Origin of the sequence: Sporosarcina newyorkensis (assembly GCF_900167515.1) — a bacterium.
Lineage (GTDB): Bacteria > Bacillota > Bacilli > Bacillales_A > Planococcaceae > Sporosarcina > Sporosarcina newyorkensis.
Genome location: NZ_FUYJ01000005.1, coordinates 33,687 through 49,759 on the forward strand (window position 1 = coordinate 33,687; position 16,073 = coordinate 49,759).

The 16,073-nt window shown below is 44.4% G+C and carries 13 protein-coding genes; 12 read left to right on the top strand and 1 reads right to left on the bottom strand.

Annotated elements, in window-relative coordinates; genetic code table 11:
* Nucleotides 1-500 precede the first annotated feature (500 nt).
* From B5D59_RS10675 to B5D59_RS10690, 4 genes are all read left to right on the top strand, one after another.
* A complete protein-coding gene (locus B5D59_RS10675; protein ID WP_009498285.1) occupies nt 501-758 on the top strand; it encodes an IDEAL domain-containing protein in 258 nt (85 codons plus the stop codon).
* A gap of 362 nt (nt 759-1,120) precedes the next feature.
* Nucleotides 1,121-3,103, top strand: a complete 1,983-nt coding sequence (gene uvrB / locus B5D59_RS10680; protein WP_009498284.1) for an excinuclease ABC subunit UvrB — start codon at nt 1,121-1,123, stop codon at nt 3,101-3,103.
* 7 nt (nt 3,104-3,110) lie between these two features.
* Nucleotides 3,111-5,975, top strand: coding sequence for an excinuclease ABC subunit UvrA (gene uvrA, locus B5D59_RS10685; protein ID WP_078817891.1), 2,865 nt, complete (start codon nt 3,111-3,113; stop codon nt 5,973-5,975).
* Between the two features lie 84 nt (nt 5,976-6,059).
* On the top strand, nt 6,060-7,256 hold the full coding sequence (locus B5D59_RS10690; protein ID WP_078817892.1) for a DUF4097 family beta strand repeat-containing protein: 1,197 nt from the start codon (nt 6,060-6,062) through the stop codon (nt 7,254-7,256).
* Nucleotides 7,257-8,134: 878 nt separating this feature from the next.
* Here B5D59_RS10690 and B5D59_RS10695 read toward each other — a convergent pair.
* Nucleotides 8,135-8,686 (bottom strand): N-acetylmuramoyl-L-alanine amidase family protein, encoded by a 552-nt coding sequence (locus tag B5D59_RS10695; RefSeq protein ID WP_342746528.1) that lies wholly within the window; start codon nt 8,684-8,686, stop codon nt 8,135-8,137.
* 157 nt (nt 8,687-8,843) lie between these two features.
* On the opposite strand from B5D59_RS10695, the gene hprK reads away from it, so the two are divergent.
* The 8 genes from hprK (at nt 8,844) to B5D59_RS10735 (ending at nt 16,069) form a co-directional block, all read left to right on the top strand.
* Nucleotides 8,844-9,794: an HPr(Ser) kinase/phosphatase gene (gene hprK / locus B5D59_RS10700; RefSeq protein ID WP_078817894.1), complete on the top strand. Its 951-nt coding sequence runs from the start codon at nt 8,844-8,846 to the stop codon at nt 9,792-9,794.
* Nucleotides 9,795-10,628 carry a prolipoprotein diacylglyceryl transferase gene (gene lgt / locus B5D59_RS10705; protein ID WP_078817895.1) on the top strand — a complete coding sequence of 278 codons (834 nt, stop codon included), beginning with the start codon at nt 9,795-9,797 and terminating at the stop codon, nt 10,626-10,628.
* The gene (locus B5D59_RS10710; protein ID WP_078817896.1) at nt 10,600-11,574 is read left to right on the top strand and encodes a nucleoside recognition domain-containing protein; all 975 of its coding nucleotides are present in this window, start codon (nt 10,600-10,602) and stop codon (nt 11,572-11,574) included. The genes lgt and B5D59_RS10710 overlap by 29 nt, the downstream gene beginning before the upstream one ends.
* Complete coding sequence (gene ppaX / locus B5D59_RS10715) at nt 11,564-12,220, top strand: pyrophosphatase PpaX (RefSeq protein ID WP_078817897.1); 657 nt, start codon at nt 11,564-11,566, stop codon at nt 12,218-12,220. Before B5D59_RS10710 ends, ppaX begins: the two co-directional genes overlap by 11 nt.
* On the top strand, nt 12,217-12,738 hold the full coding sequence (locus B5D59_RS10720) for an acyltransferase (protein ID WP_078817898.1): 522 nt from the start codon (nt 12,217-12,219) through the stop codon (nt 12,736-12,738). Before ppaX ends, B5D59_RS10720 begins: the two co-directional genes overlap by 4 nt.
* A 90-nt stretch (nt 12,739-12,828) precedes the next feature.
* A complete protein-coding gene (locus B5D59_RS10725) occupies nt 12,829-14,352 on the top strand; it encodes a tetratricopeptide repeat protein (protein WP_078817899.1) in 1,524 nt (507 codons plus the stop codon).
* Nucleotides 14,353-14,444: 92 nt separating this feature from the next.
* Nucleotides 14,445-15,395 carry a thioredoxin-disulfide reductase gene (gene trxB, locus B5D59_RS10730; RefSeq protein ID WP_078817900.1) on the top strand — a complete coding sequence of 317 codons (951 nt, stop codon included), beginning with the start codon at nt 14,445-14,447 and terminating at the stop codon, nt 15,393-15,395.
* A 197-nt stretch (nt 15,396-15,592) separates the two neighbouring features.
* On the top strand, nt 15,593-16,069 hold the full coding sequence (locus B5D59_RS10735; protein WP_078817901.1) for an 8-oxo-dGTP diphosphatase: 477 nt from the start codon (nt 15,593-15,595) through the stop codon (nt 16,067-16,069).
* Nucleotides 16,070-16,073: the final 4 nt, after the last annotated feature.

Sequence of the window (16,073 nt, forward strand, 5' to 3'; positions counted from 1 at the left end):
AAGCGAAAGCACTGGGTATCTGATTGTATATTGTCCTCCGACTAAGAAGCCGGATTCTGAGGCTATCTCAATTTTAAACACTACACTCATTATTTTGACGATTCTAGCGAAGCCGCAACTGCGGGGTCGGCCGTAGCCATGAGACAGCTAGCGTTCTTTGCTAGTTGGCTCTTGGCGGGAGGCAATCCCCCAGCGGCGAAGCGGTGCCAAAGCACAACGCATAACACATACTCTGTCCCGAACCCATTGTCAGTCGAGCGACGAGAAAAAAATAAATGTCAGCTGTGAATTCGCCATTCAAAAATGGTGCAGTCGAATTGTCGGTCTAGTAGCTTCGTTATAAGTCACCTTCATAGAGTTGAATTATCTGAATATATATACCTAGTAAATTGTTAACTGACTATATAGAAATCATTCAAAAGTTCGAATAGTTCATAATGTGGTTGCAATTCTGGTTTATTTGCATATATAATTACTAAAAGGTATCAGGGGTGAGAGAGATGAACAATAACAACTCATATGCTGAATTTTTAAAAGCCGTAGGGAACAACAGCACTTCTCTCCAGGCGGAAAAGCTGCTGAATGAAATTTATTGGGATCTGTTTCTGCAACACATTCACTGGGAACAAACGCAAGCCCGCATTATGAACCTGATCGATGACGCGTTGGATCGTCGCGATGAAGAAGCATTTGAAATGTATACACAACAACTCCAAGAGTTCACTCAAGAACAAGGATATGAATATCAGCCTAAATAACATAAGACAGAGCTGTCCGGAAAGTCATCTTCATCTGACCTTTCGAACAGCTCTTTTTGTATGAAGATAATTAATCATCCTCTTAGGTATATTTCATGTGCAGTATATGGCTAGTCTGAAGAGGTGCAGCTTAACTAACATGCATTCACAAAAAAATGAAACGATCAGGCGGCGCCTTGATGCGTCCGTCTGTTTTATTTGCTTCGTTATTCCTTCTCGACAAGAGTTTCTTTAACGACTTAAAGGGTACAATAAAATACATACATAGTTAGTTTAAAACGTACGTTCGTTATTTCTTTAGAAAAAGCTGTAGCTGTGGTAAAATAGAAGGACTAGGTGTTTTAGAATAGGAGTGGAACCTTTTGAACGAAACATTTCAATTGCAAGCCCCATATACACCTCAAGGAGATCAGCCGTCAGCGATCGCGAGCCTTGTTGGTGGTATAAAAGAAGGCAAAAAGCATCAAACGCTGTTAGGTGCAACGGGGACCGGGAAAACTTTCACCGTATCCAACGTCCTAACCGAAATCAATAAACCAACACTGGTCATTGCCCATAATAAAACATTGGCTGGCCAATTATATAGTGAATTTAAAGAGTTTTTTCCTGACAATGCTGTCGAGTATTTTGTCAGCTTCTATGACTTTTATCAGCCGGAAGCGTACGTACCGCAGACGGATACGTATATTGAGAAAGATTCCTCTATCAATGATGAAATTGATAAACTGCGGCACTCTGCGACCAGTTCCTTATTTGAACGTAATGATGTGCTGATTGTCGCATCCGTATCTTGTATCTACGGTCTCGGTTCTCCTGAAGAGTATAACGAGATGGTTCTGTCACTGCGAAGAGACATGGAAATTCCGCGCAATGAATTATTGCGCAAACTGGTAGACATTCAATATGAGCGCAATGACATCAACTTTACCCGCGGAACATTCCGAGTCAGAGGAGATGTAGTGGAAGTATTTCCGGTTTCACGCGACGAACGCTGTATTCGTCTTGAATTCTTCGGGGACGAAATTGAACGCATTCGGGAAGTAGATGCCTTGACAGGTGAAGTGATTGGCGATCGGGATCATGTAGCGATCTTCCCAGGTTCCCACTTCGTAACGCGGGAAGCGAAATTGTTGAAGGCGATCGAAAATATAGAAATTGAATTGGAGCAACAACTCAAATATTTACGTGAGAACGATAAATTGCTGGAAGCGCAGCGACTGGAGCAACGGACACGCTATGATTTGGAAATGATGCGTGAAATGGGTTTTTGTTCGGGTATCGAAAACTACTCAAGACATCTGACGTTACGAGAAGCGGGAGCGACACCGTATACGCTTCTCGATTATTTTCCTGATGATTTCTTGATAGTAGTCGATGAAAGCCACGTGTCGCTGCCGCAAATTCGAGGCATGTACAATGGCGACCAAGCTCGTAAGAAGGTATTGGTAGAACACGGTTTCCGTTTACCATCCGCTCTTGATAATCGTCCATTGATGTTCGAGGAATTTGAGAAGCATATCAGTCAGGCGATGTATATTTCCGCTACGCCGGGTCCTTATGAAATTGAGCATACGGATAAGATGATCGAGCAGATCATCCGTCCGACGGGTCTGCTTGATCCGATCATCGAAGTACGTCCGATTGAGGGGCAGATCGATGATTTATTGGATGAAATTCAGTTGCGTATTGAACGTGATGAACGCGTATTGATTACGACACTGACGAAGAAAATGTCGGAGGATCTGACGGATTACTTGAAGGATATCGGTATAAAGGTGCAGTACCTTCATTCGGAAGTGAAGACGCTTGAACGTACTGAAATCATACGGGAATTGCGTCTTGGCACATACGATGTACTGATTGGTATCAACTTGCTGCGGGAAGGGATCGACATACCGGAAGTTTCGTTAGTGGCTATTTTGGATGCTGACAAAGAAGGATTCCTGCGCTCTGAACGTGCTCTAATCCAGACGATTGGGCGAGCGGCGCGGAACTCTGAAGGACGCGTAATTATGTATGCAGACAAAATGACAGACTCAATGGAAAAAGCGATTGGGGAAACAGAACGACGCCGGGAAATACAGCTTGCGTACAATAAAGAACATGGCATTACACCGCAAACAATTATAAAGCCGATACGCGAAGTAATCCGTGCGACCCAAGTGGCGGAAGAAACGGAATCTTACTTACAGCGCAGAATAGAAGGCAAGAAACTGTCGAAGGAAGAAAGAGGCTTGCTGCTCGTAAAATTGGAAAAAGAGATGAAGGACGCAGCAAAGGCTTTGGACTTCGAAAGAGCAGCCGAGTTACGGGACAGTATTATAGAACTGAAGGCAGAAAGGTAGAGGCTGGATGAAAAATAAAGAATTAGTGATCCAAGGTGCAAGAGCGCATAATTTAAAAGATATTACCGTTAAAATCCCTCGTGATCAGTTAGTAGTCATTACTGGATTATCGGGTTCCGGTAAGTCTTCGCTTGCTTTTGATACTATCTACGCAGAAGGGCAGCGGCGTTATGTGGAATCCTTGTCTGCATACGCCCGGCAATTCCTAGGGCAAATGGACAAACCTGACGTCGATTCTATAGAGGGACTGTCTCCTGCTATTTCGATCGATCAAAAGACGACTAGCCGAAATCCTCGTTCGACGGTCGGTACAGTTACTGAAATTTACGACTATTTACGTTTGCTCTATGCAAGGGTAGGAAAGCCTGTCTGTCCATTGCACGGCACGGAAATTTCCACGCAAACCGTTGAGCAAATGGTCGATCGGATAATGGTACTGCCGGAACGAACGCGCATTCAAGTCCTTGCTCCAATCGTTTCGGAGCGAAAAGGAACGCATGCGAAATTAATTGAAGACATTAAAAAACAAGGGTATGTCCGAGTGCGGGTCAACGGAGAAACCATGGATCTAGATGATAATATCGAATTAAATAAAAACAAAAAACATACGATTGAAATTGTCATTGACCGAATTGTCATAAAAGAGGGCATTGAAACACGTCTTAGTGACTCGCTGGAATCGGCATTACGTCTTGCTGACGGAAATGTCATCGTAGATGTAATTGGCGAAGAAGAGTTGTTTTTTAGTGAGCATCACGCGTGTCCGATTTGCGGTTTTTCCATTGGTGAGCTGGAGCCGCGTATGTTTTCATTCAACAGTCCATTTGGTGCTTGTCCAGAATGTGATGGATTAGGCATGAAACTGGAAGTGGACCCCGACTTGATCATTCCCAATAAGGAACTGACGTTGAAAGAGCATGCGATTGCTCCTTGGGAACCGACAAGTTCACAATACTATCCGGAATTGCTGAAAACCGTTGCGAAGCATCATGGTATTGCCATGGATGTGCCGGTCGGTGAGCTGGCGGATGAAGACCTGGAAAAACTCTTGAAAGGTTCTAACAAAGAGAAAATCCACTTCCGTTATACAAATGAATTCGGCAGTACCCGCGACAGCAATATTTATTTTGAAGGAGTCTTACGCAATGTTGAGCGGCGTTATCATGAGACGTCGTCCGATTACATTCGTGAGCAGATGGGAAAATATATGACGGAGCGGCCATGTCCTGCTTGTCTCGGCTATCGCTTGAAGCCTGAATCGCTTGCTGTATTGATTGACGGTCAGCATATCGGTCTAATCACGGAACGTTCTATTGTAGATACCGTGAGTTTTTTCAACCAGCTTCAGCTATCAGAAAAAGACGCACAAATTGCCGATATGATTCTGCGTGAGATCCAAGAGCGATTAGGTTTTCTAATTAACGTTGGCTTGGATTATTTGAACTTATCACGCTCTGCAGGCACATTATCCGGTGGTGAAGCACAGCGGATTCGCCTCGCAACTCAAATTGGTTCCCGTCTGACAGGTGTCCTCTATATCTTGGACGAGCCATCCATCGGTTTGCATCAGAGGGATAATGACCGGCTTATCTCCACCTTGCAAAATATGCGAGATATCGGCAATACATTAATCGTTGTCGAGCATGATGAGGACACGATGATGGCTGCCGATTACTTAATCGATATCGGTCCTGGAGCCGGTGTAGCAGGCGGAGAAATTGTGGCAGCCGGGACACCTGCTAAAGTCATGAAAAACAAAAAATCACTGACTGGAAAATATCTAAGCGGTGAATTATTTATTCCGCTGCCTATAAAGCGCAGACCTAGGGATGAACGCAGTATTGTCATTAAAGGAGCGGCTGAAAACAATCTAAAACATTTGGATGTTGAGTTCCCTTTAGGCCAGTTCATCGCTGTTACGGGTGTCTCGGGTTCAGGTAAAAGTACGCTCGTAAATGAAATCCTGCATAAGACATTGGCTCAGAAATTGAACCGTTCAAAACAAAAGCCGGGAAAATTTGACGAAATCAGCGGAATTGAACATCTCGAGAAGGTCATTGATATTGATCAGTCACCGATCGGACGTACTCCGCGGTCCAATCCGGCAACATATACAGGAGTATTCGATGATATACGAGATGTCTTTGCAATGACCAATGAAGCGAAAGTGCGCGGATATAAAAAAGGGCGATTCAGCTTCAATGTCAAAGGCGGTCGTTGTGAAGCTTGTCGCGGAGATGGAATTATTAAAATCGAAATGCACTTTTTGCCGGATGTCTATGTACCGTGTGAAGTGTGTCACGGCAAACGGTATAATAGAGAGACGTTGGAAGTGACATACAAAGGAAAGAATATCGCAGATGTATTGGCGATGACAGTTGAAGATGGAATGATGTTTTTTGAGAATATACCGAAAATCCACCGGAAGCTGCAGACGATTGTAGACGTTGGTCTCGGCTATATTCAGCTGGGTCAGCCCGCAACCACATTGTCGGGTGGGGAAGCTCAACGTGTTAAATTAGCTTCCGAACTGCACAAGCGATCGAATGGAAAATCTTTTTATATTTTAGATGAACCAACGACTGGCTTGCACGTTCATGACATTGCGAAATTGCTAGACGTTCTTCAGCGCTTGGTTGAGAGCGGTAATACGGTACTCGTTATTGAACATAATCTGGACGTTATCAAAACCGTCGATTATATTATCGATATCGGCCCGGAAGGCGGAGACAAAGGTGGAGAAATTGTCGCAACAGGAACACCGGAAGAAGTAGCAGAAGTTGAGGCATCATACACTGGAAAGTATTTGCGTTCAATCTTGGAACGTGACCGAAATCGTATGAAAGAGCTAATCGGAAAAACAGGGAAATAACTTCCTAATGAAACTTTTATGAAGCGCAGCCGTATAAATAGATAGGAAATGAAAAGCATGTTCAAAACAAGGAGGAGTCTAGAGATGCAAAACGAACGCAGACGAATATTAACTTTGCTGGAAGAAGGCAAAATCACAGCAGACGAAGCGTTGAAATTGTTGGAAGCACTTGGGAAACAAACGGAATCCACCGTGCAAGACGAAAAGCCGTCCACTGCGCAACATTCCGATCTCCATACTGAACAGGATCACCGTTGGTTTGATGAGCAACAGAAAAAGAAAGAATCGACGAATCCGCAAGACACGACAGATGAATCTTCAGCGGATGACTTTTTTGAAGATATTCGCAAAGAATTCATGACGGCGGGAGATCGTTTCATGCAATTTATGGATACGGCTGTCCAAAGAGTGAAAACATTCGATTTTGAAGCGCCATTTGGCAAGTCCGTCTCTTTTACCCATACTGAAAACAAAACAGCAGAAGATGTAGAGGAAATCATTATCCATATAGATCACGGAAAAGTGGAAGTCCTTCCGTCTGATGGTGATGAAATCACTGCGAAGTTCTCTGTTAAGCATTTCAACCACGACTCAGAGACGGAAGCGCGCGCACAGTTCCTTGATAAACTGTTGTTTGTGAAAGACGGCAATAAACTCCGAATCGGCAGTGATTTGAAGATGGTGCAAGTGAATGTCCAATTATACGTGCCTAGCCAGCAGCCTTACCGTAAACTTTCCGTCCGTCTTTTGAATGGCGGTTGTACAGTGGAGAAAGTAGATTTTGATAATCTGCGCATCAAAACTGCCAATGGCAAAATCGAATGTGCGCATATTCGATTTGACGAAGCGGAATTGGAAACCGCTAATGGAATGGTCCGTCTGTTGAAGGTGCGAGGCAATAAACTCGAAGCCGAAACATTGAACGGCCGTGTGTATGTGGATGGAGAATTGATAGACATAGATGCTAAGTCATTGAACGGCAACGTAAGTCTGACAACGACTTCAACGGAAGCTACACGTCTCGATGCGAAGTCCATCAGCGGAACAGTGGAGCTTTATATTCCTTCTACTCTAGGTCTAAGGGGAGAAATTACGTCGAATATGGGAAAACTGGATTTGCAGCTAAAAGACGTTTCGCGAGTGGAAGAGCAAGAGCAATTCCTGCACCGCACGATTCGTTTCAGCAAAGCCGGCGACGATGAAACGAAAGCCTCTTTACAAGTTAACGGCGAATCCAGAACTGGATCTGTCTTAGTTCACTATAACTCCATCGAACTGTAAACATATTTGAAAATGAAAACACCCGCCCTGTCACTTATCTTGTGATAGGGCGGGTGTTTGAGCTGAAGAAACAAGAATAGGGGGGGGAAGGGCAACGTTGATCTACGTTCCAGGCGGACGCTTTCCGCGGGGCGCGGATGAGCCGCTTCCTTCGCTACGCTCAGTCCAGGGTCTCATCATTCGCGCTAAATCCCACAGGAAAAGCCGTCACGAAGTAAGGCTTTTGCGAGCATAAGCGAAGCGTTGGCAGCACATTTTTGCATTTCGACCGTCTTTCGCTCGAATCCCTACTTTGTGACGGTAACTTTAAAGTGTAGTTCATCGTAATTTTCAAGTGGCAATGTTTTGTTCTCCAACAATAGTGATAATAGTTCAAATGCTAAATGGCATGGAGCATTGCCTGTGAGCTTGTTGATGTTAAAATCACTTCTGCCCTTTAACAAAGTCAATGAAAAGTGCCGGTTTTGTACTCTGACTGTGGGAGCACTTTCTAGATTTATAAAAATTACAAGGAATTTGCCATATGACTTTACACTCTAATTAGCGATTGGAGCGGAAGACGGTCGACTCCTGGGGGATCAGCGTGCGTCTTGAGACCCCGCAGGAAGCGAAGCGAACGAGGAGGCTCAAGGCCACGCCCCCCGGAAAGCGTACCGTCTGGAGCGGAAATCCCGGAGTGCTCACTAGCTGTGGTTTCACACGCCTATTCGGATAGTAAATCATAATACTTATCTTTTATTCTAACAAAACCTTTGACTAGAGGTAAGAAAGCGTCCGACTAGAACGTAGAGCAACGATGCCATTATTAATCACCAATTCTCTAATTTTAGCTTTAACCCCTGCCCAATCACAAAATAAGTGATTGGACAGGGGCTTTTTTATTTGGTATAAACCCAACAAAGAATCCCAAACGTAATCGCTCTTGCGCATTGCAGTTGATACGCTTTGCTCTGCAGCAACAGAGCCTCTGTGCGATTCGACATGAAGCCGCATTCTACCAGGATGGCTGGCATCTGAGTATCTCGTAAGACAGCGAAGTTCGCCTTCTTTACACCGCGATCGGTTCGTTGACAGGCGGTGATTATGTTCTTTTGGACTAGCGACGCCAGTACGGAGGAACTTTTGCTTGCCTGTGGATAAATATACGTCTCAATCCCGTGTGCTTCGCTCCATCCATTACCATGCGCATTTGCGTGGATTGATACATACGCATCTGCCCGTAATCGATTGGCAAGCGCCGTCCGTTCGTTTAAGGGCACATCACGTGAAGCCTCATGCACGTATCGAACTTTGATACCTTCCCGGCTTAAACGATCTCCAACAAGTGCAGCAACCGCCGAATTAAACTGGAACTCACGCAGCTTTCCATCAGGGGACCTCTTTCCTGGCGTGTTTGGCCCATGTCCAGCGTCAAGAATGATTAGTGTCATTTTCATCCACTCTCCTTTACTCTGTAGATAGTTGTCTTGTTGAAAAAGGAGACAGCCCATATGAAGTATCACAAGGATAAATCCATTTCATTTCTTTTTCTTCATGTTAAAATAAGATTTGGATAGCTATGACACGAGTTGGAAAGCGGGGAGCTTTATGGGGGAACTAACAGTAGAAGATATTATGAATCGATTCGGCCTTGAATTGATTGCAGGACACGAAGGTATTCATCGGCATATCAATATGAGCGATATTTCACGGCCAGGTCTTGAGATGGCTGGTTATTTTGATTATTATCCATCGGAGCGCGTGCAATTGATCGGCCGCAAGGAAATGTCGTTCTTGGAAACATTGCCGTCGATTACGAGAAGAAAACGTTTGGAACGTCTTTGCTCGGAGGATACGCCTGCATTCATTATTGCACATGGTGAAGAAGGACCGAGAGAACTAAGTCAGCTGGCGGATGAAAAAAATGTTCCGGTTTTGCGCACTGATTACAAAACGACGCAATTTTCCGGCATGCTGACGAATTACTTAGTCGGTCAGCTTGCCCCTATGACTACAGTCCACGGTGTATTAGTGGACGTCTATGGTGTCGGTGTCTTGATCACTGGAGGAAGCGGCGTTGGAAAGAGTGAGACCGCGTTGGAACTAATTAAAAAAGGTCACCGACTTGTCGCGGATGACTCGGTGGAAATTCGCCAAGTATCGGAAAACGTTTTGATCGGTACGTCACCGAAGTTGCTTAAGCATATGTTGGAAATCCGTGGCATTGGCATTATTGATATGATGACGTTATTCGGTGCGAGTGCAGTGAAGGATGATAAGCGGGTGCTGTTGGCGGTCGACTTGGAAATTTGGGATGAGGATAAGCATTATGATCGTTTGGGAATCGATGAGGAAAAGATTGAAATCCTTGATTCACAAATTACACGCTTGTCCGTTCCGGTCAGACCAGGTCGGAATATCGCGGTCATCATTGAAGTCGCTGCTATGGATTACCGTATGAAGCGTCTAGGATTCAATGCAGCGGATGAATTTACAAAGCGTTTGGACCAAGCAATCGCAGAGAATGCGGAAATTTTGAAAGCAGAGGAGAGCGACTAAGTGAATTTATTTTTACTTGCGATTAATCCTGTCGCGATTAGAATCGGCACTTCGGATACAGCTTTAGAAGTACGCTGGTATGGTATTCTCATTGCATTAGGGATTGTATTAGGATTCATCATCGTGCAACGTGAAATGTTGAGAAGGGGCATGCACCCTGACTTTTTGACGGATATGCTCATTTGGGCGATTCCGATTTCAATCATCAGTGCGCGTATTTATTACGTCATTTTCACTTGGGATTATTATCGTGACCATCCCGGCCAGATTATCCAGATCTGGAACGGCGGAATTGCCATTCATGGTGCGCTGATCGGTGCCGTGATTACGGCCATTATTTTTACGAGAAAGCGCGGCGTGTCGTTTTGGAAAGTCGCGGATATTACAGCGCCCGGCTTATTGATCGGTCAGATTATCGGCCGGTGGGGGAATTTCATGAACCAGGAAGCGCATGGTGGTCCTGTTTCAGATGCGTTTAAAGAAAACACGATCATTCCAGACTGGATTATGAACCAGATGACCATCGAAGGAGTGACCTACCATCCGACATTTCTGTATGAGTCGATGTGGAATGTTGTAGGGCTAATTTTAATTCTAGTCATTCGAAGAGTATTGAAGATGAAGCGCGGAGAAATCTTTTTATTTTATGTCATCTGGTATTCGATCGGTCGTTTCTTCATTGAAGGAATGCGGACGGACAGTCTGTATGTAATCGGCAGCTTGAGAGCGGCACAGATGGTATCTGTTGCCGGCGTTATTATTGGGATCGCGATCTTGTTATACCGAAGATTTGTGATGAAGGTGAATGAAAATTATGAAGACAAACAAAAATAATATCTCATTGTCCAGTACGTTGCAAAGCGGTTTGCAGGCTGGGCTGAAAACCACTTGGTCACTGGGGAAAATCATTTTTCCTATTACATTGTTCGTCACCATCTTGCAATTTACGCCTATCCTGCCTTGGTTAGTGGAACTCATTTCTCCGCTCATGCATATCTTTGGCTTGCGCGGTGAAGCAGCCGTTCCACTTGTGCTTGGGAATGCATTGAATTTGTATGCGGGGATTGCAGGGATCATCTCCCTGGAGTTGACGGTGAAGGAAGTATTCATCATAGCCGTTATGATCAGTTTCGCACATAATCTTTTTATCGAAACAGCCGTGGCCCTGAAAGTTGGTGTGAAGCTTTGGCTTGTCCTTGTGGTCCGTCTTGGACTGGCAGCGCTTGCTGGCATACTATTGAACCTTTTCTGGACAGGCGGTTCGGAAACCGCACAATACGGTTTGACTCCGAAAGCGGAAGTTATTCCTGACGGCATTTGGCAGATTATCCTTTTGGGTACAGAAAAAGCAACGTTCGGAGTGTTACAGCTTGCTCTGATCGTTATCCCGCTGATGCTATTTGTTCAGTTCGTGAAAGACCGAAATTATTTGGAACGTTTTTCAAATGGAGTCGCCCCATTTACAAAGTTGATTGGCGTGAAACCAAATGCTTCCATGACACTTGTCGCGGGTCTGTTAATTGGCCTAGCGTATGGGGCAGGTGTCATGATTCAAGCTGTTCAGGAAGATGGAGTTTCCAAACGTGATATTACTTTGGCATTTATTTTCTTAATGGCGTGCCATGCGGTGATTGAAGACACATTGCTCTTCTTACCGTTAGGCATTCCGATTTGGCCATTATTCTTAATACGGCTTGTGACTGCCATATTGCTGACTGTTACGGTCAGCGTGCTGTGGAAACAGCCGAGAGAGAAGGAGGAGTCTGTTGTTGACTGTTAAACCGATCACTACCTTATTGTTTGATTTTGATGGGACTTTGGGAGATACGAACGAATTAATTATCGCTACCTTTCAACATGTACTGAATGACCATTTTCCAGGCCGTTTTCAAAGAGAGGAAATATTGCCCTTCATCGGTCCTTCATTGCATGACACCTTTTCTTCAATTGCACCCGAAATGACAGACCAATTAATCGATGAATATAGAGTTTGGAATTTAGCGAATCATGATGAACTGGTCAGTGCCTTTGATGGAGTGGAGGATACGCTCCGCAGATTGTATGAAATGGGCATGAAAATGGCTGTTGTTTCAACGAAAAAGCGTGACATGGTGGAAAGAGGCTTGCGTCTGATTGGAATAGATTCTTATTTTGAGACAGTTATCGGTCTGGATGATGTGACGAATGCCAAGCCAGACCCTGAGCCCCTTATTCTGGCATTAGAGCGCTTAGACCGTACGCCTGAAGAAGCCCTGATGATAGGGGATAATTTCCATGATATATTAGGAGGGCAAAATGCGGGTGTACGCACTGCCGCTGTTGCCTGGGCGTTAAAAGGGGAAGACTATTTGCAGACATTTAAACCGGATTTCATGTTGCATCATATGTCGGATCTATACGACGTGCTAAAGGGAGAGCGGCCGTGAGACGCACCGAACGCTATCCTTCCAAAGGAGAAGCGAATTCACTTTGGCATATTTATCGGACTGTTTCGATCTTTAAAGTAGCAAAGAATTTCATTATCATCCAAATCGCTCGATATACTCCGTTCGTATCCTGGAAAAATGTTTTGTATCGTCTATTTCTTCGGATGAAGGTAGGGAAACAGACGGCATTTGCGTTAATGGTCGTACCAGATGTCATGTTTCCTGAACGCATTTCGGTCGGCGATAACTCAATCATTGGTTTCAATACGACCATTTTGGCGCATGAATATTTGATCGATGAGTATCGTATAGGAGATGTGGAAATTGGCAGCAACGTCTTAATTGGTGCCAATACGACGATTTTACCTGGAGTCAAAATTGGCGATGGTGCCATCGTTTCAGCGGCATCATTAGTCAACCGTGATATTCCTGCCGGTGTTTTTGCGGGCGGAAATCCAGTCAAAGTCATTTATTCAGCTGAGGAAATGAAGGCACGGGCTGCCCGGGAAGACAAATGAATGACGAGTGAATAAGTTGTGCTATAATAGAAGGTAGATTGCAGAGAGGGACGTTTTGAACGTTCCTCTTACTTTTTCGGAGGAGTTCGATTGGATAAAAAACAAAGGTTCAAAAAGGATAAAATTGTGTCATTTCTGCCGGATGGAGATTTCTATCGTAAGCGTGCGATGCAGGCTATGCAGCGTGAGCAGTTTTCAGACGCTGAAAAATATTATAAACGCGCATTGGAGCTGAATCCTGAGGATGCACTGACCCAGATGGAGTATGGTGTTTTCATCATGGAGGTCGGCCGTTTTGAGGATGCTTATGAATTGCTGAGAGCAGCGGATGAGTTAGAGCCGAACAACGAAGAGACAACATTTTATTTGGCTGAAGTTCATGCGCATCTTGGGTTGTTGCGTGAGGCGAAACAGTATGCGAACAAGTATATCGGATTGTCTCCAGATGGAATATTTGTCGAGGAAGCGCACGAAATCGTTGAGTTTGCCGATCAAGAAGAAACATATCTCGAAGATGGGGAAGTCCCGGACGGAGAAGTCTTGTTCATGCAAGAAAAGGCCCGAAGGATGATGGAAGAAGGCAACTTCGAGCAAGCGATTGATGTACTGGAAGATCTTTTGGCAGACTACCCAAAAACTTGGGCTGTCCACAATAACTTGGCGCTGGCGTACTTTTATATAGGCAAAGAAAAACATGCGGAAGAGATTTTATATGATGTACTTCGTGAGGAGAAAGGCAATATTCATGCACTCTGTAATTTAGCCGTGTTTTTCTATTACGGACGAGATGAAGAGCGACTTGGCAGCATGATGGAATTATTGTCTAAGATCAAACCATATCAAGTCGAACATCGATACAAACTGGGAGCGACATTTGCGCTGACAGGTCGCTATGAAGAAGCGTATTATTGGCTGCGCAGTTTGCAGAAGCGTGGCTTCCAGGGTGATGTCGGTTATTACTTCTGGCTTTCGAATGCAGCCTATTTTACCGGACACCGCCAAGTAGCAGAGCAGGCTTATGAGAAACTATTGCAAATGGATCCGTCAAAAGCTGGATTTGAGCCTTGGAAATCGTTAGAAGATGAGTTGGATCCGGATTCGTATGAGGAAGATGTCTCGTTTTTAATCGAGAAGATTTCCAATCCTTATCGCAGTGAGCGGATGTTTGGCTTGTATTTATTAGGCAAGTCCTCACATTTGCAAGAAATTTTGTCGCATCCCGGCTATATTAATGTGGAAGAGTTAAGTGCGTCGGAACAGTTGTTTTTGGCACATAGCTTAGATTACGAATTTGTAGCAGAGAACGATTTTGAAAAATCATTGAAAAAAGCGTTAACGACGTGTGATTTACTGTATGAACAGTACATGCCACTGGATCAGCAAGGGACACATTTGTTTCAGATGTGGTTCACATTATGTGAGAATGCTTTGGTCGGAGAGTATGCTTTTGCAAATCCTAAAGCAATTGCCGCAGCTGTAGACTATATGTTCCAATCATCGCGCTATGATCAAGTGACGAAGAAGTCGCTGGCAGAGAAATATGACGTAGCTGTTGCCACCTTAACAAAGTATGTTCAGGAATTGATCCAATTTTTGCCTTACACGACGGATTGACAGCAAATTGGATGTTGCATTTAAGTTGAATTCATGCGGCAATTCCACTACGATTTTATGTAGAGCTTATATATTTAAGGAGGACAACTACGATGTCAATAGATAAAGTATATGATGTGATTATTATCGGCGCAGGTCCAGCGGGTATGACAGCAGCTGTTTATACAGCTCGCGGGAATATGTCTACGCTCATGCTGGAGAGAGGCGTGCCGGGAGGTCAAATGGCGAATACCGAGGAAATTGAAAACTATCCTGGCTTCGAGAGCATTTTAGGTCCTGATCTCTCTACGAAGATGTTTGACCATGCGAAACGTTTTGGAGCAGAATATGCTTACGGGGACGTTACGGAGATTAAAGACGGCCGCGAATTTAAAACGATTCATGTGGGCGACAAGAGCTATAAGGCACGTGCTATTATTATTACGACAGGCGCGGAATACCGTAAAATGGGCATCCCGGGCGAAGCGGAGTTGACGGGTCGCGGTGTCAGTTATTGTGCGGTATGTGATGGAGCATTTTTCCGTGGCAAAGATATCGTCGTAATTGGCGGCGGAGATTCTGCGGTTGAAGAAGGTTCATATTTGACGCGTTTCGCGAACAAGGTAACGATCATTCATCGCCGTGATGAACTGCGGGCACAAAAGATTTTGCAAGAACGTGCATTTGCGAATGAAAAGATTGATTTCATTTGGAATACGACAGTGAAGCAAGTGAACGAGAAAGATGGCAAGATCGGATCTGTGACATTAGTGTCAACTGAAGATGGATCAGAGCGCGAGATGGAAACGGAAGGGATGTTCGTCTATATTGGATTGGATCCTCTTACGGGGCCATTCAAGGAACTTGGTATCTTGGACGAGAATGGATACATCGAAACGAATGACATCATGGAAACGAAAATTCCTGGAATCTACGCTGCAGGCGATGTTCGTGAAAAACTGTTGCGTCAAGTAGTTACAGCAACGGGGGACGGAAGTATCGCTGCACAAGCGGCTCAGAAGTATATTGAAGAATTGATGGAAGAACAAGAAGCAAAAGCTTAATCGATTCGTAACTTCAATGTAACAGGTTTGCAATGTAGAAAGGTTATTGTATAGGTAGTCAAGACCCCCTTTTTACAATATAGCAACTTTGTGGCTATTTGCGGTAACAAACTTCCGTGAATAGCCTCCTTTTTTTGTCGTTTTTCCGGAAAGCATTGTATACTAGTACTACATACTTGAAAAGTGGGGAACTACATATGCAAAAAATTGCTAATTTACTCGTAGTCAAAGATGGGCAAGTCCTTTTGCTGAAGAAACCGAGACGCGGATGGTATGTGGCTCCGGGAGGGAAAATTGATGAGGGGGAATCCATCTATGAAGCCGCTATACGCGAATTCGTAGAGGAAACTGGAGCGCGTCCCATCAATCCGCATCTTAAAGGTGTCTATACAATGATGATCATGGATGATGAGGGCGAGGCATTATTGAATGAATGGCTCCTTTTCACATTCATTTCACATGATTATTCGGGTGAACTGTTGGAAACAACAGTAGAAGGAGAGCTGGAATGGCATCCTATAGAGAGTCTGCATACATTACCGATGGCGGAAGGAGATCGTTCCAATTTATTGTTTGCGATTCATCATGAAGGTACGCAATATGGAACGTTTTATTATACAGAGCAATTTCGTTTATTGCGTGAGTCGCTACAACAATCGATGGAAGGTGAATAGAATA

Excerpts from the sequence above, each read along its gene's own strand:
- uvrA (WP_078817891.1), top strand. The coding sequence starts at position 3,111 with ATGAAAAATAAAGAATTAGTGATCCAAGGTGCAAGAGCGCATAATTTA.
- B5D59_RS10735 (WP_078817901.1), top strand. The coding sequence starts at position 15,593 with ATGCAAAAAATTGCTAATTTACTCGTAGTCAAAGATGGGCAAGTCCTT.
- B5D59_RS10695 (WP_342746528.1), bottom strand. The coding sequence starts at position 8,686 with ATGACACTAATCATTCTTGACGCTGGACATGGGCCAAACACGCCAGGA.
- trxB (WP_078817900.1), top strand. The coding sequence starts at position 14,445 with ATGTCAATAGATAAAGTATATGATGTGATTATTATCGGCGCAGGTCCA.
- B5D59_RS10690 (WP_078817892.1), top strand. The coding sequence starts at position 6,060 with ATGCAAAACGAACGCAGACGAATATTAACTTTGCTGGAAGAAGGCAAA.
- B5D59_RS10675 (WP_009498285.1), top strand. The coding sequence starts at position 501 with ATGAACAATAACAACTCATATGCTGAATTTTTAAAAGCCGTAGGGAAC.
- B5D59_RS10710 (WP_078817896.1), top strand. The coding sequence starts at position 10,600 with ATGAAAATTATGAAGACAAACAAAAATAATATCTCATTGTCCAGTACG.
- hprK (WP_078817894.1), top strand. The coding sequence starts at position 8,844 with ATGGGGGAACTAACAGTAGAAGATATTATGAATCGATTCGGCCTTGAA.